Consider the following 22141-nt stretch of genomic DNA (forward strand, 5'->3'; position numbering starts at 1 on the left):
CAAAAAAGTTGCCATCGTTTCAGCATCACAGCACCAAAAGTCACAGGACCACCAAAAATAAAAAAGTTCCATTGCGCTGAAAAAGAATTCAGAATTGCTTCCGACTGTTGCCGAGAACCTCGACTCAAGCGTTCTGGCACACCGCGACACACCGGCTATTTGCGAGGTAAGCAATGAGCACTGCACAGATGACCCGTCCTCCCCAGACCCTCTACGTCACGCTCCGTCGCGATGAACTGCGCCAGTTGAAAGACGAACGCGAGCAGTTGCAGCAGGAGGTCATGCGCCTGCGTGCTCATATCATTCAAGCCCAGCTGGATCAGCCTTACGGCGCGCAACCTGCGCTCTGCTGAGCCCTGTCATGACTTTGTAAGATAACGGCTACACAAATCTCACAAAGTTTTCACACGCACTTCCCGATACTCCCGCCCACAAGGGCCACCCCAATGCAAGGGTGGCCTCTATTGCGCGCAGCCCTGCGCGTGATTGAAAAACTACCGGGTTGGAGCGCTGGATGGCGATGTTCGAACGCAGCACTAAGTCTGCGAAAGGCTTTGATTGGGCCGGTCTTGGCTGGCTATTCCTGTTTTTCTGGTACTTCTCCGGCATCACACAACTGCTGATCCAGCTCAGCGGCACGTCCGGCTTCAGTGGTTTTCGCCAAGCGTTCTTCATGAGCGCACTGTGGCTCGCCCCCCTGCTCGTTTTCCCACGCCGTACGCGCTTGCTCGCCGCCCTGATTGGCGTGGTGCTGTGGGCCTGCTCCATGGCAAGCCTGGGTTACTTCTTCATTTACCAGCAGGAGTTTTCCCAAAGCGTCATCTTCATCATGTTCGAGTCGAACATCTCTGAAGCCGGTGAATACGCCACCCAATACTTCGCTTGGTGGATCGTGCTGGCCTTTATTGCCCACACCGCCGTCGCGGTTTTCCTGTGGACCCGCGTGCGACCGGTGTACCTGCCGCGCGGCCAAGCCCTGGTGGCGGCAACGGCGATCCTGGTGGCCATTGTCGGATACCCGCTGGTCAAGCAAATTGCCCGCAGCGACACCCTGGACGACGCCATCGACCGCTTTGAATCGCGCATCGAGCCTGCCGTGCCTTGGCAGATGATCGTCGCCTATCGCCGCTACACCGAACAACTCGACAACATGCAAGGCATGCTCGACAGCGCCAGCCAGATTGCGCCCTTGACCAATCTCAAGGACACCATGGCCGGCCAGCCCTCGACCCTGGTGCTGGTCATCGGCGAATCTACCAACCGCCAGCGCATGAGCCTCTACGGTTACCCGCGCAACACCACGCCGGAACTGGACAAGCTGCGCGACCAACTGGCGGTGTTCGACAACGTCATCACCCCGCGCCCCTACACCATCGAAGCGCTGCAACAGGTGCTGACGTTCGCCGATGAAGAGAACCCGGACCTGTACCTGAAAACCCCGTCGATTGTCAGCGTGATGAAACAGGCCGGCTACAAGACTTACTGGATCACCAACCAGCAGACCATGACCAAGCGCAACACCATGCTCACGACCTTTTCCGAACAGGCCGACGAACAGGTGTACCTGAACAACAACCGCAACCAGAACGCACGCCAATACGACGGTGACGTCCTCGCGCCATTCTCCAAGGCCCTGGCCGATCCAGCGGAGCGCAAGTTCATTGTGGTGCACCTGCTCGGCACTCACATGAGCTACCAGTACCGTTACCCGCCGACGTTCGACAAATTCACCGATCGCCAAGGCGTACCGGCAGGCATCAGCGATGATCAATTGCCCACCTACAACAGCTACGACAATGCCGTGCTGTATAACGACTTCGTGGTGTCGAGCCTGATCAAGGATTACGCAAAGACCGATCCAAACGGCTTCCTGCTATACCTGTCCGACCACGGTGAAGACGTATTCGACTCCGCCGGCCACGCCACACTGGGACGTAACGAAGGCAAACCGACTGCGCCGATGTACACCATTCCCTTCATGGCCTACGCCTCGCCGAAATGGCGTGAGAGCCATGACTGGAGTTTCGCCGGCGATCTGCAACGCCCTTACACCAGCTCGCAGTTGATCCACACCTGGGCCGACCTGGCCGGGTTGAGCTCCGATGAAATCGACCGCAGCAAAAGCCTGGTGAGCGACAGTTTCAAAGCACGTCCGCAACTGATCGGCAACCCGTACTTGCGCCAGCAGAAGGCCCTGATCGACTTCAGCCTGATCAAGCCGAAGAAGGTTGGCCCGACCGATGTGGTGCTCCAGGAAGCGCCGGGTTCGTAACAGAAAGATAACAATCATTCTCGTTTAACCCTAAAGTTCCGCTCCTCCTTTCGTCTTTGAGCCAAGGCCTTCCCTTTCCGGGGCGGCCGCAAAGACGACAAGGAGTCTCACGCGATGTTCGCGCCAATTACCCGCTCCATGACCCTCACGCTCGGCCTGTTCAGCGCCGCGCTGAGCCCGGACCTGCTGGCTGAAACCGACCCCGAACAGACCCAACTCGAACTCGGCGCCACCCGCATCACCGCCGAAGGCCTGGGCGCGACCACTGAGCACACCGGTGCCTACACCACCGGTTCGATGAGCACCGCCACCCGCCTCAACCTGTCCGTGAAAGAAACTCCGCAGTCGATTTCGGTGATCACGCGCCAGCAGATGGACGATTTCAATCTCAACACCTTGACCGACGTGCTGCGCCAGACCACTGGTATCAACGTGCAGCACAACGACTCAGACCGCGTGTCCTACTCCTCTCGCGGCTATGGCATCACCAATTTCCAGATTGACGGGATGCTCAACACCTTCGGCTACATGAAGTCCGACGCTGACACCATCATCTACGACCACATCGAAGTGGTGCGCGGCGCCACGGGCCTGACCACCGGAGCGGGCGACCCTTCAGCCACTATCAACATGGTACGCAAGCGCCCCACCGCCCAGTGGCAGGCGAAAACCGGCGTAAGCGCGGGCAGCCATGACAACTATTACAGCTACGTGGACGTGGGCGGCCCGCTGGCGTTCGACGGCAAGTTGCGCGGGCGTACCGTGCTGGCCTATCGCGACAGCCAATCCTTCCGTGACAACTATGAGCTACAGCGGGAGGTCGGCTACGGCATTCTCGAAGGCGATCTGTCAGACGACACCGTGCTGGCCGTAGGTTTTGATTACCAGAACAAACAAGTCCAGGGCACTTCCTGGGGCACCGTGCCGTACTGGAACAGCCAGGGCGGCAAGGCCGGGCTGTCGCGCTCCACCAACATGGCCGCGCACTGGAGTTCCTGGCCGCTGACGGACAAGACCACTTTCGCGACCCTCGAACATCGACTGGGCGGCGATTGGCATATCAAAGCCGCCTACACCCATCGCCAGAGCGACACAGATGGCAAGGTCTACTACGGCGGCTCGGGTTTCCCCAACGACGACCGCAGCGGCATGACCGCCTGGGCGAGCCACATGCGCGGCACCTCGCGGATGGAAGCCATCGACCTCAACCTGGCCGGCAGCTATCAGTTGCTGGGCCGCGAACACGCCTTGATGATGGGCTACGGCGAGGCCGCGCAACGGGACAGTTCGCCGTTTATGCGCGAGAACATCCCAGCCGGCTACTACAGCATTGAAGACTGGAAATACATGGGCGGGATCGCTAAGTTCGGCGACACCGTCACCGGCCTCAAAGGCGAACACAGCAGCAAGGAACAGAAGGCCGGCTACCTGGCTACGCGACTGAGTCTCACCGACCGCCTGCATGCGGTACTGGGCAGCCGCTATGGCAGTTGGGAACTGAAAAGCGCAGCCCCTCGATACGACGACAACGACCAACTGACCGCCGCTGGCAAAACCAGCCAGACCCACAACGACATGTGGACGCCCTATGCCGGGCTGCTTTACGACATAACACCGGAGTACACCGTCTACGCCAGCTACACCGATATTTTCAAACCCCAAAGCCTCAAGGATGCCAACAAGAAATTCCTTGAGCCGGTGGTGGGCAGCAACTACGAAGTGGGCATCAAGGGGAGTGTGCTGCAAGAGCGCCTGAACCTGGCGGCGGCGTATTTCTGGAGTACTCAGGACAACGTTGCCGAGCGCGATTACTCGGTGCCACGCAACCCAAGGACCGGCGAGGAATATTACAAGTCAGGCGGCAAAGGCAACAAAGTGAACGGCTTCGAACTAGAAGCGTCCGGGGAAGTGATGCCCGACTGGAACCTCACGGCAGGCTACACCTACACCCATTCGGTCAACGGTTCGGGCAACCGCAATAACACGGGTCAGCCGCTGAACCTGCTGAAAGTATCCAGCGCTTACCGCCTGCCGGGTACATGGCGCAACCTCACCGTCGGCGGCGCCGTGAACTGGCAAAGCGATTTCTATGATTTCAGCAATCGACCGACCGGTGCGCGCGATACCGATGGCGACCCGATCACCACCCGGGCAAAAATCACGCAGCAGGCCTACACCGTGGTTAACCTCATGTCCCGCTATCAATTCGACGACCATGTTTCGGCGTCGCTTAACGTCAACAACCTGTTTGATAAAAAATATTACGAGCGTGTCGGCTTCTATAACGGCGTGTACTGGGGTGACCCGCGCGCCATTACGTTGGCCTTGGACTGGAGACTTTAAAGCGCACAACCCGAAGTTAACGAAATTGTTAACTTCGGACGTTTCTCGAGTTAATTCCCACTTAATAAGATCGCTGCAAAATCGCCCCATGACTCTGCTCAAGGACAGAACGGATAACCGATCACACTTAATGAGAATACCCCGATGAAACTCTCGACTTTGATGCTTGCCAGCCTGATGACCCTAGCCTCCGCCGCCGCTTTTGCAGAAGATGGCTCGGAGCGCGCGAAGGAGTACTACAACAACTTCACCTTCATGCAGCAGAAGGTTCACGGCACTAACGAGCAAACAGCATCCGCCGACGACACGTCTTCCAAGACCAGCACCACCAATCAGGAACAACCGAAGAGTTAATTAATGTTTAGTTAATCCGCAACACCCTGGGCCATTCCGCTCCGTTGGCAAAGGTTTATTGGGCGCCATTTAATGGCGCCCTTTTTTTGCCTGTTATTTATTAAAGCGGCTTGTTCCAGAACAGCATACGGCCATGAGCCGGATCAAACTTTGAATCATCAAAACCAAACTTTCGATACGCCGACTGAGCGATAGCATTACCCTCAAGCACCTCCAAGGTGATCTTGCAGCAACCGCGCTGGCGGGCAATTTCCTCGACCTTTTGCAGCATTTTCTGACTCAGGCCCAGGCCGCGGAACTCATTCATCACCACCACGTCATGAATGTTGACCAGTGGACGGCAGGCAAAGGTGGAGAACCCCTCAAAACAATTCACCAGCCCCGCTGGCACGCCGCCGACGAACGCCAGCACACTGAAGGCATGGGGGCGCTTGGCCAATTCGGCTGGCAGTTGTTCTAGAAGGTCAGCGGGCAGGCTATGGCTTCCGCCCATGGGGTCTTGTGCGTAGTGGTTGAGCACGCGGCCTATGGCTTCAGCGTGCACGGGGTTGGTGTAGCTGGCTTGCAGCACCAGGATATCTGGGGTTTCCATTGCCTTCCTCGATCACGACAACAAGGGAATCGGCTCCCTTTGAGGGGCTCGATTGTAAGCGTGGAGTTGGCGGTAGATGAAGGAGAAAAACTACAAATATCTGCCAGAAAGCGCGAGGTTCATGCCGACGAAAAAGCGCTGGCGGCAGATTTAGGAGGTTGCCCTGCACGCCTTAGCCGAAACGCTGCAATTGCATCTCCTGCAGCCGGCTCAGGGTGCGGCGGAAGGGAAACTCCAGGTAGCCCTGGGTATAGAGGCGCTCCAGCGGCACTCGGGCCTCGATGAACAGGGGCACCTTGCGGTCGTAGCACTCATCCACCAGGGCGATGAACCGACGCACGCTGTCGTCGTGCACCGACAACTGCGGCAATTCGCGATCACCCGCCACCACCCGCTGGGCGCCGTCTTCGGTGCCTCGGGCAATCCGGCCCGGGCGCTGCTGCGCACTCAGGTCAGGCACCTCGCCAAGTAAAATCGCCTTGAAGCGATCACACAGCAGCATGAAGTCCATAGCGGCCAAGGGTTGTTCGCACAGGTCGGCATAACGACACCAGAGCACGCTGTCACTGGACCGCACCGTCACGATGCTACGGTGACCGACAACGACCGGCTCGTGGCTCACCACCTGCCCTTCTGCCAATTGCGTGAAGACAGCCGCAAGCGCCTCGGGCTGATTCACCCAATAACGCTGCATGCCGACACCTGGATGCAAACGATGGTCTTCACCGCCGTCCACCGCCACCACCCGCATATGCTGCTTGATCGCTGCGATACCCGGCAAAAACCGTTCGCGGTTGAAGCCATCGGCATACAGTTGGTCGGGAGGCTGGTTGGAGGTGCAGACCATCACCACACCTTCCTCGAACATCACCTGGAACAACCGCCCCAGGATAATCGCGTCCCCGATGTCATTGACGAACAACTCGTCAAAGCAGAGTACGCGCACTGCCTGGCTCAGCTCTCGCGCCAGGGCCTGCAACGGGTCGGCGGTGCCAGTAAGCTCGAATGAACGCTGATGCACCCACCCCATGAAGTGATGAAAGTGCTGACGCCGCGCCGGCACTCGCAGGCTCTGGTAGAACTGGTCCATCAACCAGGTTTTGCCCCGACCCACCGGCCCCCACAGGTAGACACCAGTGACCGACGCACGCCCTTGGTGCAGAGCCTCATGGCAGGCTTGCAGGGCATCCACCGCCCGCCGCTGGGCGTCGTCAGCGACGAAACCCTGTTGGGCGATGGCGTGTTGATAGGCAGCGAGAGGCGAGTCGAAAGTCATGCACGCACTCCTGACAGGCCGTTTTCTTAAACTTCGAACTTACGCAAGGCTCTTACTGACCACCTCGAAGACATCGCTCGACAGCTCGCCCGAACCACGAATGCGCTCCAGCTCGGCCTTCATCAGCGCCTGTCGCGCGCTGTCGTATTTACGCCAGCGGGTCAACGGCGCCAACTGGCGCGACGCAATCTGCGGGTTGAAGCCATTCAACTGAATCACCAGATCCGCCAGGAAGCGGTAGCCGGAGCCATCCGCCGCATGGAAGTTGATCAGGTTCTGCCCGGCAAAGGCGCCGATCAGTGCACGCACTTTGTTCGGGTTTTTGAGCGTGAACGCCGGGTGCTCCATCAACGCCTGGACCCGCGCCAGCCCGCCCGGCAAGGTGCTGCCGGCCTGCACACTGAACCACTGGTCCATCACCAACGGGTTGTCCTTGAAGTTCTCGGCAAACACCGCCAACGCCTGGGCTTTTTCCGCCTCGAACGGCGAGTTCACCAGCACCGCCAGCGCGGTCAGGCGCTCGGTCATGTTGTCACTGGTGTCGAACTGCTCCAGGGTGGCCGCCAACACCTCAGGCTTGCCGCTGAGCATCAGGTACGACAGGGCGATGTTCTGCAAGGCGCGACGGGCAAAGTGCTCGGCCGCTGCCACATATGGGGTTTGCTTGGACAGGTCGCGATTGGCCTGATAACGCAGCCACAGCCCTTCGAACAGGTTGTCGGCCAGTTGCTTGCGTGCAAATTCGCGTGCGGCGTGGATCGCATCCACATCCGCCACTTCGCTGATTTCTGTCAGGTAGGCTTCGCCCGGCAACGAGAGCATTTCCGCGACCATCGCCTGGTCCAAACTTTCGTCGCTCAGTACCGTACGCAGCGCGTCGATCAGGCGTTGATCCATTTTCAGCGCCTGGCCCGCCTGATGCTGGCCAATCAGTTCCTGCAACACCTGCACCGACAGTTGCTGGCCGGCATCCCAGCGGTTGAAGCCATCGCTGTCGTGTTGCATCAGGAACATCAACTGATCGCGGTTGTACGGGAAGCTCAGTTTCACCGGCGCCGAGAAGCCGCGCAGCAGCGACGGCAACGGCTGTTCAGCGATGTCGACAAACGTGAACGTCTGCTCGGCCTCAGTCACCGAAATCACGCGGGACGTAACGCCCGCCGCTGCTTCACCGGCCAGGCGCAAGGCGATACCGGCGCCCTTCCCGTCCAGCAAGCCCAGCTCAACTGGAATCACGAACGGCAGTTTCTCGACCTTGTCCGGGGTTGCCGGGCAGCTCTGGCGGAAGGTCAGGCTGTAGGTCTTCGCCGCGGCATCGTACGACTCGCTCACCGCCAGACGCGGTGTACCGGCCTGGCTGTACCAGCGCTTGAACTGGCTCAGGTCGGCGCCGTTGGCGTCTTCCATGGCCTTGATGAAATCGTCGCAGGTCACGGCCTGGCCGTCGTGGCGCTCGAAGTACAGGTCGCTGCCTTTACGGAAGCCTTCGGCGCCCAGCAAGGTGTGGATCATGCCGACCACTTCCGAACCCTTTTCGTAAACAGTCAGGGTGTAGAAGTTGGAGATCTCGATAAAACTGTCCGGGCGCACCGCATGGGCCATCGGGCCGGCGTCTTCGGCGAACTGGTGGGTCCGCAGGTATGCCACGTCCTGGATACGCTTGACCGTGGCCGAGTTCATGTCAGCCGAGAAGCCGGAGTCGCGGAACACGGTGAAGCCTTCCTTGAGCGACAGCTGGAACCAGTCGCGGCAGGTCACGCGGTTGCCCGACCAGTTGTGGAAGTATTCGTGGGCGACGATGGCCTCGACGCGCTGGTGCGCGGCATCGGTGGCGGTTTCGGCGCGGGCCAGCACGGCGCTGGAGTTGAAGATATTGAGACCCTTGTTCTCCATGGCGCCCATGTTGAAGTCGTTCACCGCGACGATCATGAAGATGTCGAGGTCGTACTCACGGCCATAGGTTTCTTCGTCCCAGCGCATGGATTTCTTCAGGCTGGTCATGGCGTGCTGGCACTTGTCGATGTTTTCTGGCTCGACGTAGATGCGCAGCGCCACTTCGCGCTGGGTCATGGTGGTGAAGCTGTCTTCGACGCACCACAAATCCCCGGCCACCAGGGCAAACAGATAAGCGGGTTTCTTGAACGGGTCTTCCCAGGTCGCCCAGTGGCGGCCGTCTTCACCGGGGCCGCTGGCAATCGGGTTGCCGTTGGACAACAGCACCGGGTAGCTGTGCTGCTCGGCGATCACCGTGGTGGTGAAGGTGCTCATCACATCCGGGCGGTCGAGGTAATAGGTGATTTTGCGGAAGCCTTCGGCCTCGCATTGGGTGCAAAACATGCTGCCGGATTTGTACAGGCCTTCCAGAGCGGTATTGGTTTCCGGGTGGATCTTGACCGTGGTATCGAGGGTAAAGGTCGCCGCCGTCGGGTGCACGGTCAGGTGGCTATCAGTCAGTTGGTAGTCAGCGTCCGTCAGTTCCTGGTCGGCCAGATTCACGCTCACCAGCTCCAGCTGCTGGCCATCGAGCACCAACGGCGGCAGGCCCGCGCCACGCTCGGGGTTACGGCGCATCACCAGCTGCGCGTGGACCAGGCTGTGGTCCTCGAACAACTCGAAGGTCAGGTGCGTCTCATCGATCAGGTAGTCCGGCGCCTGATAATCCTTCAGGTAAATCATCTTCGGTTGTTCGGTGCGCATGGGTGGCATCCTTCTACTGGTGCACGGCGAGCTGGTAGGCCGTGTACTTACGAATATTGATAACGCCGGTGTCGAAGATCAGGTATTGGCCCTTGATCCCCAGCAGCGTGCCTTCGGCAATCGGGTTCTTGTCCAGGTTGAAGCTGACGATCTTGGCCGGATACTGCTCCACCGGGTAGCGAATCTCAATCGGCTCGATGTCGGTCACCGGTTGGATGGCTTGCAGGCCAAAGCGTTCCTGCAGGTTTTCCAAGCCTTCGGCGCAGGAGGCGAACAGTTCGTCACGCACCTGCTTGAGGTCTACGGGTTGCGCGTCGCCCTTGAGCAATGCACGCCAGTTGGTCTTGTCGGCCACCTGGCTGCGCAGCACGTCTTCGACGAAGCCGGACTGCTGGCGCGTGGCAACTCGCAGGATCGGCAACGCCTGACTCGCGCCCTGGTCCAGCCAGCGCGTCGGCAGTTGGGTGGCGCGCGTGATGCCGACCTTGATCCCCGATGAATTGGCCAGGTAAACCACGTGGTCGGTCATGCAAAATTTCTCGCCCCAGCCTGGATCACGGCAAGTGCCGGCGTCGTAATGGCAACGCTCGGGGCTCATGATGCACAGGTCGCACTGGGCCAGCTTGGTCATGCACGGGTAGCAATAACCCTGGCTGAAGCTGGTCTTGGTCTTGCGGCCGCAATGGCTGCAATGGATGGCGCCGAGGTACTCCAGGCGGATATGGGTACCGATCAATGGGTTGACCGGCACCTCGGTCTCGCCCAGGCGAAACGCGTATTGAACGGTCGGCTCACCGAGTTGCGCCGACATTTTGCTGACTGCACCGCGACCAATTTCAATCAATGGATCGCATCCGACTTGAACAGGATGTTCGCCACCGGCTCGGATTTGGACGCGCATTCCTGCGGGCCCATGTAGCCGGTGCGCTGGTCTTCCGGCAGGTTCTGGATTTCCCAGGCGATCATCGCTTGCAGGGACAGTTCACGCTGTTCGGCGGTGAGCTTGCGGCCATCGGACCACTTGCCGATTTCCACGGCGAGCTTGAGGCTCTCGTAGATGTCCGGGGTGATGTTTTCGATCATTTCAGCAAAAGAGGACATTAGGCTCTTCCTTATCAAATAGACGATTTGCGGCGGCTGTACAGCCCACCCAGCAAACCGGTGAGGCAACCGATAACCAGGCCGCCCACGTGGGCTGCGTTGGCGATTTCGCCGAAGCCGATCATAGAGACCAGCCCCGACATGCAGAGCACCAGCCAAATCAGCATCATCGCCAGCACGCCACGGGGCAGGCGATAAGCCGGATTCGGCGAGAGTAAATGAAAGATCCAGCAATGCCCGAGCAGGCCATACAGCACGCCCGACAACCCGCCAAACAAACCGGGGCCACCGTAAGCGTATTGAGCGTAGTTGGAGACCAGGCTGAACAGCACGGTCAAACCGAGCAAGTTGACACTGCCCTGGCGTGCTTCGATACGCCGTCCCAGTTCCCAGTACCACATGCCGTTCATGGCCAGGTGCAGGATGCCGAAGTGGATCAACATCGGCGTAACCAACCGCCACCACTGCCCCGACGCCAAACTGTCGGCCAGCGGCGTGAATTGGATGTACTCGCCCAGGATGCGGAACGGCAAAAACGTCAGCCAGGCGACGGCTTGCAGGTTGTCCCCCAGCAAGGTCAGTGCGCCGACGATAATGCTCGCCAGCAGCACAGACGCCGTAACCGGGCTGTGACGCACTTGCTGGGCAAAACTCGGACGCGTCATCGGCGCCTGTTCAGGGATATCCAGTTGCTGGTCGGGGTCCCCGGCGGGAAACCGCTGGTACAGCACGCGCACGTCGTCGCTGATGGTCTCGGGCACCCACAACACCTGCTCGCCCGCCTCTTCGCTGACGCGATGGGGCACTTGCATGCGTTGCAGCAGTTTGACGAAGCCGCCCAGATCGACACTCAGGGGCAGGCGCAGTACAGCCACGGTACTCATGTGATGACCTCAGGCCGCTCAACATCGACCCATACGAATTTACGTGGATCGAGGCGGGTTTCCTGATCCAGGCGATACGCCACCAGCTTGCCGTACAGCACTGCGCTGTAGTCCAGGCAAGCCAGGTTGTCGCGGATCGGCGCCGGTTTGCCGCTGCGCCAGTAGTGGCCGACGAACAACAACGGCTCGTCGACGCCATAGCGCAGCAGTGAATTTTTTTCAGTGGAGGACAGCGGCGTGCGCGCCACCGGCTCGGGCAGTGCGTCGGGCTGGAACACGATGTCGCCGTAAGTCTTCGGGTCGTCTTCCCAGAACTTGGTGCGGAAGAACGAACGCGTCAGACCGTCGCCACCGGTGAGCGTCAGGCCATCGGGCAGGCGCATGTCGGTGCCGCGCAGCAGGCGGTCAAAGGCGTTGCAGGCAAAACTGCCAGGGACGGCAGCGGCCTGCAGGAAGTGCTGGTCGATGCAGCCATCCGGGAAGGTCGCACGCAGCGGCGTGATAAAGCCGTCGTCCCAGCACGCATGCACCACGCGGAAACGCCCGGCATCGACAAACAGCGGCATGTCGTAGAACCAGCCGAGGAAGTCGTGCCAGTCGGCCGGGTGGTGTTCGAACTGGGTCAGGGTCTCTTGGATCAACCGCGCATGCCGTGGGTTGTGCTCACGCACGAACTGCTTGCCACTGCCCGGTGGCGCTGGCGTGGTCCAGCCCCAGAGCGTTGAACTCGTGGTTGCCCATGATGCACAGCGCCTGGCCGGCCTCGGCCATGTCGTGGACGATATGCAGCGCCTCGCGGATGCGTGGGCCACGGTCGATGATATCGCCGAGGAACACCGCCATGCGCGACGGATGGCGCCAGGTGCCGCCCTGCTTGTGGTAACCCATTTGGTCGAGCAAGTGCTCAAGGGTATGAGCGCAACCGTGCACGTCACCAATCAGGTCGTAGCTACGCGCGGGATCGAGCATCAGTCGCCTCCACCCCCAAGCGGCTGCCCCAGCCCAACTTGGTGCGGCACACTTCGTAATAGTTGTGGTCCAGCGGGTGGATCAACCGCAGCTTCTGCGCCTTTTTGCTCACGGTGATGGTGTCACCGGGGGCGCAGGTGAAGTGGTTCTGCCCGTCACAGGAAACCTGCGGGTAGATTTGCATGTCTTTGGACACCACGATTTTCAGCTCACTGTTGCCATCGACCACAATCGGTCGGCTCGACAACATATGGGGATACATCGGCACGATCACAATGGCATCCAGCTTGGGATGCATGATCGGCCCGCCGGCCGACAGCGCGTAGGCCGTGGAACCGGTGGGCGTGGCGACGATCAGGCCGTCAGCCTTCTGGCTGCACACGAACTGGCCGTCGATGTACAACTCGAACTCGATCATCCGCGTGGATTTACCGGGGTGCAGCACCACATCGTTGAGAGCATCGCCCTGGCCGATGGCTTCGCCGTGGCGGCGCACTTCGGCTTGCAACAGGAAGCGGTTTTCCACCAGGTAGTGGCCGTCGAGCACCTTGGCCACTTCGACTTCCAGTTCATCGGGGCGGATATCGGTGAGAAAACCCAGGCTGCCCCGGTTGATCCCCAGCACCGGCACGTTATGCCGCGCCAACGCCCGCGCGGCACCGAGCAGGCTACCGTCGCCGCCCACCACGATGACCATGTCGCACACTTCGCCGAGCATTTTGCGCGACGAGGTTTGCAGGCCGTGGCCAGGAAGAATCTCGGCGATGGTGTCTTCGAGGATCACGTGCAGGTGGCGATCCAGCAGGAATTTTTTCAGCCGGCGGACGGTGTCCAGCACCTGGGTACTGCCCAGGCGACCGATAATGCCGATATTGCGAAAGTGCTCCATGGGGCTCCTGCGGGATATGGGGTGTGGCAAAAAAGAAACGATTATGGGCGAAAGGCCGCCTCAGACAAAATCCTTTGTCATCGCCAAGCCTTGATGACAATGGTTCTCAGGGCTTCTGCTCATCCTGCGCCCGCATTAAAAGGCTATGCTCGGACCATGACCGTATTCCCCGACCTGCACAGCTTACCCCGCCAATTGCGTCACCCTGAGGTGCGCGACCTGGCGTGGGTGGTGCTCGCCCCGCCGATGCTCGCGCAGACGCCCTGGCCGCAACGCCATCCATTGGCCGGCAGCGACTGGGTGCAGGCGCCCGAGCGTCTGGAACGCTGGCTGCGGCAACTGGACCAGGACAGCCGTGACTTGCAGCACTGGTTAAGCCTGGCCCGCACTCGCCGCCTGGGCCTGTACTACGAGCGACTTTGGCAATTCGCCGTGCAGCATGCGCCGGGCGTGGAGTTGCTCGCCGCCAACCTGCCGATCCGCCGCGCCGGGCATACCCTGGGTGAGTTGGACATGTTGCTGCGCGACCGCGATGGCGTGCATCACCTGGAACTGGCGATCAAGCTCTATCTCGGGCCGCAGGCGGGTAATGGCGAGGACCCGGCGCAGTGGCTGGGGCCGGGCTGCCATGACCGACTGGACCGCAAGTTGGCGCATCTTGCCCAGCATCAATTGCCTATTTCGGCGCGTTCGGAAAGCCGCGAAGCACTGGCGGCGCTGGATATCCAGCAGTTCGATGCGCATTTGTGGCTTGGCGGGTATTTGCTCTATCCCTGGCCTGGACTGGCCGAAGCGCCCCACGGCGCCCATCCGCAGCATTTGCGGGGGCGCTGGTTGCATCAGCGTCATTGGCAGGATTTTGTCAGCGCCAGCGCGCCAGGTCGCTGGCAACCATTGCCCCGGCATGCGTGGCTGGCGCCGGCGCACTACTCGGCGGATGAAGTGTGGAGTGACGACCAGATGCAGCATTGGCTGAGGAGCTCGATCCGATGGCGCCCGCGCAGTTGCTCGTGCGCATGGTGCAGAGCGGCGAGGATTGGGGAGGAAGCCGAGCGGTTATTCCTGGTGGCGGATCTTTGGCCGAATGTGCCGGGGGCTGGCTGATGGAGTGTGTGGTGTCTGTGAGTGCCTCATCGGGGGCAAGCCCCCTCTCACACTGACCGCATTCCAAAGGGGTGTACTCGGTCAAATGTGGGAGGGGGCTTGCCCCCGATAGCGGCGACACCGCCACTACAAATTATCGATATGCCGATAATCCAACTGCAACCCGGCCGCCAGCGCCTCGGCCCGGCCCAGCCTGATTGGCCCGCGCTCGATATCCACCAGCAACCCTGAACACTCCAACGACGGCAACGCGGCGATGTCCTTGAGGCGTCCATCGGTGATCACCAATAAACGCTGCTGCTCAGCCGGATAACGCCTGCGCCGCGCCGTCAGCCACTGCCCGGCCTCGGTCAGTGCGGCCAGCAATGGGGTGCCACCGCCCGCGCCGAGCTGATCCAGCCAGCCTGCCAAGCCTTTCGCCGCCTTCAAGCCCTGCACCTGCCATTTGGGCGCCTGCCCACTGGCGGTCAGCAATGCCATGCGCGCCCGTTGTCGGTACGCGTCATCAAACAGCTGGGCCAGCAAGCCCTTGGCATCGGTCAACGCGTGATGGCGCCGAGTAGAAGCCGATGCGTCGACAATCACCAGCCACAATTGCTGGGCCGAACGGCTGCGCAGGTGAAACAGCAACTCCTCACGGGATTGCGGTCGGCCGCCAAGCAAGGTGCCCGGCCAGTTGATCGAACCCTGTTGCGCGCTGCGCGCCTTGCCCTGCCTGCCTCTGTCCAGTCGCCCTGCCTTGGGCCGGGCATCCGCCCCCGCGTCAGGTCGGGGGCGAATGCCTAGGGCTTTTTTGGCCAGCTGGGTACTTCGCGACGTGCGCCGGTGGGCAGCGGCGGCGCGGGCATGTCACCCCATTGGCCTTGACCCGGCGAAGCCTCGCTGGACTTGGGCGACTGGCCTTCAGGCGGCGGACTGGCGGGCGGCGACTGTTCCTGGCGACGGTGGCGCAGGGCAAACTCAGCCACGGCTTCAATATCCTCCTCGGCAATTTCATCAGCGCCACGCCACGCCGCATGGGCCCTGGCGCCGCGCAGCCAGACCAAGTCCGCGCGCAAGCCGTCGACGCCCGCAGCAAAGCAACGCTCGGTAATCTGCGCCAGGGCCTGGTCATCCAGCGCGATACTGTCGAGCCGCGCCCGAGCCTGGGTGCAACGCTCGCGCAAGGCCGCCTGGGGCTCGGCCCACTGGGCGCAGAACGCGACGGGGTCGCTGTCGAAATCCAGGCGACGGCGAATGATCTGGCCACGCTCGGCTGGCAAGGTCTGCCCACTCAAGGCCACGTTAAAACCGAAACGGTCGAGTAACTGCGGACGCAACTCACCCTCTTCCGGGTTCATCGTGCCGATCAACACAAAACGCGCGCTATGGCGATGGGAGATGCCGTCACGCTCGATCAGATTGGTGCCGCTGGCCGCCACGTCCAGCAACAGGTCCACTAAGTGGTCGGCCAGCAAGTTGACTTCATCGACATACAACACGCCGCCATCGGCCTTGGCCAATACGCCGGGGGAAAACTGCGCGCGGCCCTCGCCCAGCGCAGCGTCGAGGTCCAGGGTACCGACCAGGCGCTCCTCGGTCGCACCCAACGGCAAGGTGACGAATTGACCGCTCGCAAGCAGGTCCGCCAGGCCACGGGCCAGTGTGGACTTGGCCATGCCACGCGGGCCTTCGATCAGCACACCGCCGATCTTCGGGTCGATGGCAGTCAGGCACAGCGCCAGTTTCAGGTCGTCGGCGCCGACCACGGCGGACAGCGGGAAATGGGGAATATCGGTCATCCGGTCTCTCTTTAAATTCTGCTGTACACGTAATCACCCTGTCACGAGCCCGCTTCTTGTGGCGAGCGGGCTTGCCCGCGCTGGGCTGCGAAGCAGCCCCAATAGAAGCGCCGCAGTCTGCCAGGCAGCTCCGAGGCTATGTTTTGGGGCCGCTTCGCAGCCCAACGCGGGGCAAGCCCGCTCACCACAACAGCACCGCCCGCCACAACAGGCCCATCTCGCGTTCTAACTGTCTTCTTCTATATCCAGCAACAGATTTTCCAACGCTTCACGGTACGCCCCCGGCTCTTGCCAAAGGCCACGCTGTTGCGCCTCCAGCATGCGCTCGGTCATGTCCCGCAACGCCGCTGGGTTGTGCTGCTGCACAAACGCGCGGGTGTCGGGGTCGAGCAGGTAGGCGTCGGCGAGCAAGGCGTATTGATGATCGTCGATCAGCGCGGTGGTGGCGTCGAAGGCGAACAGATTGTCCACGGTCGCGGCCATCTCAAACGCACCTTTATAGCCATGACGCTTCACCCCATCGATCCACTTGGGGTTGGCAGCGCGGGCACGGATCACCCGGTTCAGCTCTTCCTTCAAGGTGCGGATCTTCGGCAAGTCCGGCTGGCTGTGATCACCGTGATAGCTGGCAGCCTTATCGCCGCTCAGGGTTTCCACGGCGGCGAGCATGCCGCCCTGGAATTGGTAGTAATCGTTGGAGTCGAGCAGGTCGTGCTCGCGGTTGTCCTGGTTTTGCAGCACGGCCTGCACCTGGCTCAGGCGCTGGGCGAACTGCTCGCGGGCGGCGGTGCCTTCGTCGGCGCCGCCATAGGCGTAGCCGCCCCAGTTCAAGTAAACCTCGGCCAAGTCCTCGCGGCTTTGCCACAGGCGGCCATCGATCGCGCCCTGCACCCCTGCGCCATAGGCACCGGGCTTGGCGCCAAAAATGCGCCAGCCGGCCTGTTTCGCCGCGACCTCTTCATCCAGGCCAGACGCCAGCAACGCCGCTCGTTCGCTGCGCACCTTGGCGGCCAGTGGGTTCATGTCGTCCGGTTCGTCCAACGCCGCCACCGCCTGCACCGCCGCGTCAAACAGGCGGATCAAGTTGGCGAAGGCATCGCGGAAAAACCCGGACACCCGCAGCGTCACATCCACACGCGGGCGGTCCAGCAGGCTGACCGGCAGGATTTCAAAGTCATCCACCCGCTGGCTGCCCGTGGCCCACACCGGGCGCACGCCCATCAGCGCCATGGCCTGGGCGATATCATCGCCGCCGGTGCGCATGGTCGCGGTGCCCCAGACCGACAGGCCCAACTGGCGCAAATGATCGCCGTGGTCCTGCAAATGCCGCTCAAGAAGCAAGCTGGCCGACTGGAAGCCGATGCGCCAAGCCGTGGTGGTGGGCAGGTTGCGCACATCGACGGTGAAGAAATTGCGCCCGGTGGGCAGTACATCCAAGCGCCCACGACTCGGCGCGCCGCTCGGACCTGCCGGCACGAAACGGCCGTCGAGGGCTTCCAGCAAACCGCGCATTTCCGCCGGGCCGCAGGCATCCAGGCGTGGTGCCACGACGATGCGCAGGCTTTCGATAACCGCTTTCACGTCTTCCCAGCCGGGTTCTTCCAACTGTTCAAGGGGACCTTCCAACGCCTGCTCGATCAGCCGCGCTGCGTACAACTCCAGACGCTCGCGGGTGTCGCCGGCGGTGCGCCACACCTGCGCATCGATGCTCTGCAACACCGCCGGGCGGCGCCCAGTCCACGGTTCGGCCAGGGCGCAGTCCAACGGGTCGAAGCCCAGCCCAAAGGCCTTGGCCACCACGCGCAGCAAGCTCGATTGCGGGCCACGGCCATCGCCTCGGGGGATGCGCAGCAAGGCCAGCAACGTATCAATGCGCAAACGGCCTTGCGGCGATTCACCGAAGATATGCAGGCCGTCGCGGATCTGCGATTCCTTCAAATCACACAGGTAGGTGTCCAGGCGCGGCAGCCAAATCGCCGCATCGGCGTCGCCATCCAGTTCAAGCTCCTGGTCGATACGGGTTTCGCGCACCAGCTTAAGGATGTCTTTTTGCAGCTCACGGGCACGGCGTGGGTCGAGCAGTTGGGCCTCGTAATACTCGTCCGCCAACAGCTCCAGGTCACGCAGCGGGCCGTAGGTTTCGGCGCGGGTCAGCGGCGGCATCAGGTGATCGATGATCACTGCCTGGGTGCGCCGCTTGGCTTGGGCGCCCTCGCCCGGGTCGTTGACGATAAAGGGGTAGATATTCGGCAGCGGCCCCAGTATTGCGTCAGGCCAGCAGTGTTCCGACAGGCCCACGCCCTTGCCTGGCAGCCATTCCAGATTACCGTGCTTGCCCACATGGATGACGCCATGGGCGCCATAGGTGTGGCGTAACCAGAAATAGAACGCCAGATAGCCGTGGGGCGGCACCAGGTCCGGGTCGTGGTACACCGCACTGGCGTCCACTTGGTAACCCCGCGCCGGCTGGATGCCGACGAACGTCAGGCCCAGGCGTAGGCCGGCGACCATCAGGCGGCCATCGCGGAACATCGGATCGTTATGGGGCGTGCCCCAGCGCTCCAGCACGGCGCGCTGGTTGGCTTCAGGCAGGCGCTTGAACATCGCCTCGTACTCATCCAGGCCCAGGCTTTGATGGCACGGGCGCAAGTCGAGGCTGTCCAGATCGTTGGTGACGCCACCCAGCAAGTCGTGGATCAAGGCGGTGCCGCTTTCCGGCAGTGCCGCTGGCACCGGGTAACCTTCAGCTTGCAACGCACGCAGGATATTCAGCGCCGCCGCCGGGGTGTCCAAGCCCACGCCATTGCCGATGCGGCCATCGCGGGTCGGGTAGTTGGCAAGGATCAGCGCGATGCGTTTATCCGCATTCGGCACACGCGCCAGTTCGACCCAACGGCGCGCCAGCTCGGCGACAAAATCCATACGCTCGGGCGCTGCGCGGTAGCACACCACATCCGACTGGCTGCGTTCGCTGCGCCAGGCCAGGTCTTTGAAGCTGATCGGCCGGCTGATAATGCGGCCGTCCAGCTCCGGCAAGGCAATGTGCATCGCCAGGTCGCGCGGGCCCAGGCCTTGTTCACTGGCCTCCCAGCCGGGCTGGTTATCCTGGGCGCAAATCGCCTGGATCACCGGAATATTGCGGCGAAATGGCCGCAAATGCGGGGCTTCGGGGCTGGATTGGGCAAAACCGGTGGTATTCAGAATCACCGATGCCTGCACGTCATCCAGCAAATCCTCGACCACCGCGAGGCAGCCGGGCTCTTTCAAACTGGCCACCGCCATCGGCAACGGGTTGAGGCCCGCCGCCTGCAAGCGCTGGCAGAACACATCGATAAAACCGGTATTGGCCGCCTGCAAATGGGAGCGATAGAACAGCACCGCCGCCACGGGTTGGTCGGCGTGCCAATCTGCCTGCCAGTCGCTCAGGCGAGCATTGGCTTTGCCGGGATGATAAATCGCCGTACGCGGCAAGGCTTGCGGCTCGGCCCACGGGTAGTCGCGGCCCATATAGCCGCTGGCCAGGCAGCGATAAAAGTCCAGCGCGTTGCCCAGCCCGCCCTGGCGCAGAAACTGCCATAGGCGATCCCGCGCCTCGACGCCGACGGTACTGAGACCGCTGAGTTCCGGGTCCGGGCGATCATCCCCCGGCACCAGGATCAGCTGCACACCGCGCTCGGCCAACTCCACCAAGCGCTCGATGCCGTAGCGCCAATAACCGATGCCACCGTGCAGGGAAATCAGGATGACCTTCGCGTGGCGCAGCACCTCATCGACATACAGGTCGACCGAAGCGTGGTTCTGCACCTGCATCGGGTTGGCCAGACGCAGGCTCGGGTAGTCATCCGGCAACTGCTGGGCCGCTTCGGCCAGCAGCGCCAGGCTGGAATCACCGCTGCACAGGATCACCAGTTCGGCGGGGGTCTGTCCAAGGTCGGCAATATTGTCGTCCGCGACAAAACCACCGGGCTGAGTCCTGAGCAGGTGCATGGATTAAACGCTGAGCGCGGCGCGCAGTTGCACTTCGAGGCCGACCGCATCCAGGTCCTGGCCGATCAGTACCAGGCGCGTGATGCGTGCTTCGTCAGCACCCCAGGCGCGGTCGAAGTGTTTGTCAAAGCGGGTGCCCACGCCCTGGATCAACAGGCGCATCGGCTTGTTCGGGATCGCGGCGAAGCCTTTGACACGCAAGATGCCGTGTTGCACGACCAGTTGAGTCAATGCGTCGAGCAGCAGCGCTTCGTCGGCCTGGGGCAAGTCGATGGAGATGGAATCAAACGCATCGTGGTCGTGATCGTCTTCACCTTCGTGGTGATGATCGTGATGACTATGACGACCGTCGATATGCTCTTCGGAGCCGGCACCCAGGCCAATCAACACGTCCAGGGGCACGCGACCGCTGCTGGCTTCGATGATTTTGACGGCTGGCGGCAGCTCTTCGGCGACTTCCAGGCGCACACGGGCCAGGTCTTCCGGGCTGATCAGATCGGCCTTGTTAAGGATGACCAGGTCCGCGCTGGCCAGTTGGTCGGCGAACAGCTCGTGCAGTGGCGACTCATGGTCCAGGTTCGGGTCGAGTTTGCGCTGGGCGTCCACTTGATCGGGGAACGCAGCAAAGGTACCGGCGGCCACGGCCGGGCTGTCGACCACGGTGATCACCGCGTCAACCGTGCAGGCGCTGCGGATTTCCGGCCACTGGAAGGCTTGCACCAGCGGTTTTGGCAGGGCCAGGCCCGAGGTTTCGATGAGGATATGGTCGAGGTCGCCGCGACGGGCGACCAGTTCGCGCATCACCGGGAAGAACTCTTCCTGCACAGTGCAGCACAGGCAGCCGTTGGCCAGTTCGTACACGCGGCCATTGGCTTCTTCTTCGGTGCAACCGATGGAGCATTGCTTGAGGATTTCACCATCAATGCCCAACTCGCCGAACTCATTGACGATGACGGCGATGCGACGGCCCTGGGCGTTGTCGAGCATATGGCGCAGCAAGGTGGTTTTGCCCGAGCCGAGGAAGCCGGTAACGATGGTGACGGGGAGTTTGGCCAGTGTTTTCATCGGATGCCCTTGGGGGCGGGCATACGGGACGATAGGCCCTGCGGCGCGGCGCAGAAGCGGATTTCGTCACCGGATCACCCCGCCCGGTTGAATTAGAAAATCGGTTGCGAGGCAGGTCTCCTGGCTTAGGGCTTGCGGGTCGTTAGACCGGCGCCGGCTGCGCCTTCCCGCCGTTGATGGCAGTGGCGTGGCAGTCGGATGAACCCTTCACAGTTGCGGGGGCAGCCGCGGATTGAACCGCGTTCCCTTCTTAGCTTCGGCCTGGGCCGAAGAACCTCGAAGGTGCAAGGCTACAGGGGCTCGGTGAATTTGACTACCGTCGCTCTGCATGCTTTCCTACATGCCTTGTTTCGGGTGCCCTTCACAGGGTGAAACGGGAAACCGGTAAATCATGGCTGCCATGACCAGTCCGGTGCTGCCCCCGCAACGGTAAGCGAGTGAAGCGTCAGATCCACTGTGCCTGTAAGGCATGGGAAGGCGATGCTTTATAGACCCAGTGTCCCTCGCAAGCCCGGAGACCGGCCCGAAAAACCAGATAACAAACCCGCGGTGGGCGGGCGCTGTTCGGAACTCTGCGTGCCTGGCTCGCGGGGTTTTCATGCGCTCGTTTCATCCAGACACCTGAAAGGGACGCGCCATGTCGATCATCAGCAGCACTTCGCACTCCGCCAGCAGCACCTCTACCTTGAGCCAACGCCTGACCGCCGCCATCGGCGCGTCGATCCTCGGCGCGTGTCTGGTGTATTTCGCCGGTTTCTCGCATATCGAGGCGGTGCACAACGCTGCCCACGATACCCGCCACAGCGCCGCGTTCCCGTGCCACTGAG

17 protein-coding genes, 1 pseudogene and 2 riboswitches are annotated in these 22141 nt (G+C 61.6%); of the genes and pseudogenes, 6 read left to right on the forward strand and 12 right to left on the reverse strand.

The genetic code is table 11. The features are described 5' to 3' along the window. Positions 1 to 173 precede the first annotated feature (173 nt). From AB4N82_RS27730 to AB4N82_RS27745, 4 genes are all read left to right on the forward strand, one after another. Entirely contained in the window at positions 174 to 353 is a 180-nt protein-coding gene (locus tag AB4N82_RS27730) for a DUF6026 family protein (protein WP_256226376.1), read from the forward strand. Between the two features lie 161 nt (positions 354 to 514). Continuing rightward, on the forward strand, positions 515 to 2272 hold the full coding sequence (locus tag AB4N82_RS27735; protein WP_032887059.1) for a phosphoethanolamine transferase CptA: 1758 nt from the start codon (positions 515 to 517) through the stop codon (positions 2270 to 2272). Positions 2273 to 2386: 114 nt separating this feature from the next. After that, positions 2387 to 4615: a TonB-dependent siderophore receptor gene (locus tag AB4N82_RS27740; protein WP_122757126.1), complete on the forward strand. Its 2229-nt coding sequence runs from the start codon at positions 2387 to 2389 to the stop codon at positions 4613 to 4615. Between the two features lie 144 nt (positions 4616 to 4759). After that, the gene (locus tag AB4N82_RS27745) at positions 4760 to 4969 is read left to right on the forward strand and encodes a hypothetical protein (protein WP_095185911.1); all 210 of its coding nucleotides are present in this window, start codon (positions 4760 to 4762) and stop codon (positions 4967 to 4969) included. A 100-nt stretch (positions 4970 to 5069) separates the two neighbouring features. Here AB4N82_RS27745 and AB4N82_RS27750 read toward each other — a convergent pair whose 3' ends face one another. The 8 genes and pseudogenes from AB4N82_RS27750 to AB4N82_RS27785 all read right to left on the reverse strand — a co-directional run bounded on the left by AB4N82_RS27750 (position 5070) and on the right by AB4N82_RS27785 (position 13377). Beyond that, entirely contained in the window at positions 5070 to 5561 is a 492-nt protein-coding gene (locus AB4N82_RS27750; protein ID WP_095185912.1) for a GNAT family N-acetyltransferase, read from the reverse strand. A gap of 172 nt (positions 5562 to 5733) precedes the next feature. Then, entirely contained in the window at positions 5734 to 6837 is a 1104-nt protein-coding gene (zapE, locus tag AB4N82_RS27755) for a cell division protein ZapE (RefSeq protein ID WP_122764298.1), read from the reverse strand. Between the two features lie 39 nt (positions 6838 to 6876). Beyond that, the gene (gene pepN / locus AB4N82_RS27760; protein WP_122764299.1) at positions 6877 to 9534 is read right to left on the reverse strand and encodes an aminopeptidase N; all 2658 of its coding nucleotides are present in this window, start codon (positions 9532 to 9534) and stop codon (positions 6877 to 6879) included. A 13-nt stretch (positions 9535 to 9547) separates the two neighbouring features. Next, positions 9548 to 10378 (reverse strand): DUF2797 domain-containing protein, encoded by an 831-nt coding sequence (locus AB4N82_RS27765; protein ID WP_032887068.1) that lies wholly within the window; start codon positions 10376 to 10378, stop codon positions 9548 to 9550. Further along, positions 10375 to 10635 (reverse strand): YeaC family protein, encoded by a 261-nt coding sequence (locus AB4N82_RS27770; protein ID WP_032887070.1) that lies wholly within the window; start codon positions 10633 to 10635, stop codon positions 10375 to 10377. The genes AB4N82_RS27765 and AB4N82_RS27770 overlap by 4 nt, the downstream gene beginning before the upstream one ends. A 14-nt stretch (positions 10636 to 10649) precedes the next feature. After that, a complete protein-coding gene (locus tag AB4N82_RS27775; RefSeq protein WP_032887072.1) occupies positions 10650 to 11519 on the reverse strand; it encodes a rhomboid family intramembrane serine protease in 870 nt (289 codons plus the stop codon). Next, a pseudogene (locus AB4N82_RS27780) lies at positions 11516 to 12491 on the reverse strand (metallophosphoesterase). Before AB4N82_RS27780 ends, AB4N82_RS27775 begins: the two are co-directional and overlap by 4 nt. Next, positions 12469 to 13377, reverse strand: a complete 909-nt coding sequence (locus AB4N82_RS27785) for an NAD(+) kinase (RefSeq protein WP_460103974.1) — start codon at positions 13375 to 13377, stop codon at positions 12469 to 12471. The pseudogene AB4N82_RS27780 and the gene AB4N82_RS27785 overlap by 23 nt, the downstream one beginning before the upstream one ends. 156 nt (positions 13378 to 13533) lie before the next feature. On the opposite strand from AB4N82_RS27785, the gene AB4N82_RS27790 reads away from it, so the two are divergent. Further along, on the forward strand, positions 13534 to 14481 hold the full coding sequence (locus AB4N82_RS27790; protein ID WP_460103976.1) for a DUF1853 family protein: 948 nt from the start codon (positions 13534 to 13536) through the stop codon (positions 14479 to 14481). Positions 14482 to 14607: 126 nt separating this feature from the next. Here AB4N82_RS27790 and AB4N82_RS27795 read toward each other — a convergent pair whose 3' ends face one another. The 4 genes from AB4N82_RS27795 to cobW all read right to left on the reverse strand — a co-directional run bounded on the left by AB4N82_RS27795 (position 14608) and on the right by cobW (position 21314). Continuing rightward, complete coding sequence (locus AB4N82_RS27795) at positions 14608 to 15210, reverse strand: vWA domain-containing protein (protein ID WP_122764301.1); 603 nt, start codon at positions 15208 to 15210, stop codon at positions 14608 to 14610. Between the two features lie 53 nt (positions 15211 to 15263). Next, positions 15264 to 16262 carry an ATP-binding protein gene (locus AB4N82_RS27800; protein ID WP_099602911.1) on the reverse strand — a complete coding sequence of 333 codons (999 nt, stop codon included), beginning with the start codon at positions 16260 to 16262 and terminating at the stop codon, positions 15264 to 15266. A gap of 225 nt (positions 16263 to 16487) precedes the next feature. Next, a complete protein-coding gene (cobN, locus tag AB4N82_RS27805; RefSeq protein ID WP_122764302.1) occupies positions 16488 to 20249 on the reverse strand; it encodes a cobaltochelatase subunit CobN in 3762 nt (1253 codons plus the stop codon). A gap of 3 nt (positions 20250 to 20252) precedes the next feature. After that, positions 20253 to 21314: a cobalamin biosynthesis protein CobW gene (gene cobW / locus AB4N82_RS27810; protein ID WP_122764303.1), complete on the reverse strand. Its 1062-nt coding sequence runs from the start codon at positions 21312 to 21314 to the stop codon at positions 20253 to 20255. A 93-nt stretch (positions 21315 to 21407) separates the two neighbouring features. Beyond that, positions 21408 to 21608, reverse strand: a riboswitch (cobalamin riboswitch). 41 nt (positions 21609 to 21649) lie between these two features. Continuing rightward, positions 21650 to 21855: riboswitch (cobalamin riboswitch) on the forward strand. Between the two features lie 96 nt (positions 21856 to 21951). On the opposite strand from cobW, the gene AB4N82_RS27815 reads away from it, so the two are divergent. Continuing rightward, positions 21952 to 22140 (forward strand): CbtB domain-containing protein, encoded by a 189-nt coding sequence (locus tag AB4N82_RS27815; RefSeq protein ID WP_012723860.1) that lies wholly within the window; start codon positions 21952 to 21954, stop codon positions 22138 to 22140. The last annotated feature ends 1 nt before the right edge of the window (position 22141 follow it).

It is taken from the genome of Pseudomonas sp. H1_D04 (assembly GCF_054683855.1).

Excerpts from the sequence above, each read along its gene's own strand:
- AB4N82_RS27730 (WP_256226376.1), top strand. The coding sequence starts at position 174 with ATGAGCACTGCACAGATGACCCGTCCTCCCCAGACCCTCTACGTCACG.
- AB4N82_RS27735 (WP_032887059.1), top strand. The coding sequence starts at position 515 with ATGGCGATGTTCGAACGCAGCACTAAGTCTGCGAAAGGCTTTGATTGG.
- AB4N82_RS27740 (WP_122757126.1), top strand. The coding sequence starts at position 2,387 with ATGTTCGCGCCAATTACCCGCTCCATGACCCTCACGCTCGGCCTGTTC.
- AB4N82_RS27745 (WP_095185911.1), top strand. The coding sequence starts at position 4,760 with ATGAAACTCTCGACTTTGATGCTTGCCAGCCTGATGACCCTAGCCTCC.
- AB4N82_RS27750 (WP_095185912.1), bottom strand. The coding sequence starts at position 5,561 with ATGGAAACCCCAGATATCCTGGTGCTGCAAGCCAGCTACACCAACCCC.
- zapE (WP_122764298.1), bottom strand. The coding sequence starts at position 6,837 with ATGACTTTCGACTCGCCTCTCGCTGCCTATCAACACGCCATCGCCCAA.
- pepN (WP_122764299.1), bottom strand. The coding sequence starts at position 9,534 with ATGCGCACCGAACAACCGAAGATGATTTACCTGAAGGATTATCAGGCG.
- AB4N82_RS27770 (WP_032887070.1), bottom strand. The coding sequence starts at position 10,635 with ATGTCCTCTTTTGCTGAAATGATCGAAAACATCACCCCGGACATCTAC.
- AB4N82_RS27775 (WP_032887072.1), bottom strand. The coding sequence starts at position 11,519 with ATGAGTACCGTGGCTGTACTGCGCCTGCCCCTGAGTGTCGATCTGGGC.
- AB4N82_RS27785 (WP_460103974.1), bottom strand. The coding sequence starts at position 13,377 with ATGGAGCACTTTCGCAATATCGGCATTATCGGTCGCCTGGGCAGTACC.
- AB4N82_RS27790 (WP_460103976.1), top strand. The coding sequence starts at position 13,534 with ATGACCGTATTCCCCGACCTGCACAGCTTACCCCGCCAATTGCGTCAC.
- AB4N82_RS27800 (WP_099602911.1), bottom strand. The coding sequence starts at position 16,262 with ATGACCGATATTCCCCATTTCCCGCTGTCCGCCGTGGTCGGCGCCGAC.
- cobN (WP_122764302.1), bottom strand. The coding sequence starts at position 20,249 with ATGCACCTGCTCAGGACTCAGCCCGGTGGTTTTGTCGCGGACGACAAT.
- cobW (WP_122764303.1), bottom strand. The coding sequence starts at position 21,314 with ATGAAAACACTGGCCAAACTCCCCGTCACCATCGTTACCGGCTTCCTC.
- AB4N82_RS27815 (WP_012723860.1), top strand. The coding sequence starts at position 21,952 with ATGTCGATCATCAGCAGCACTTCGCACTCCGCCAGCAGCACCTCTACC.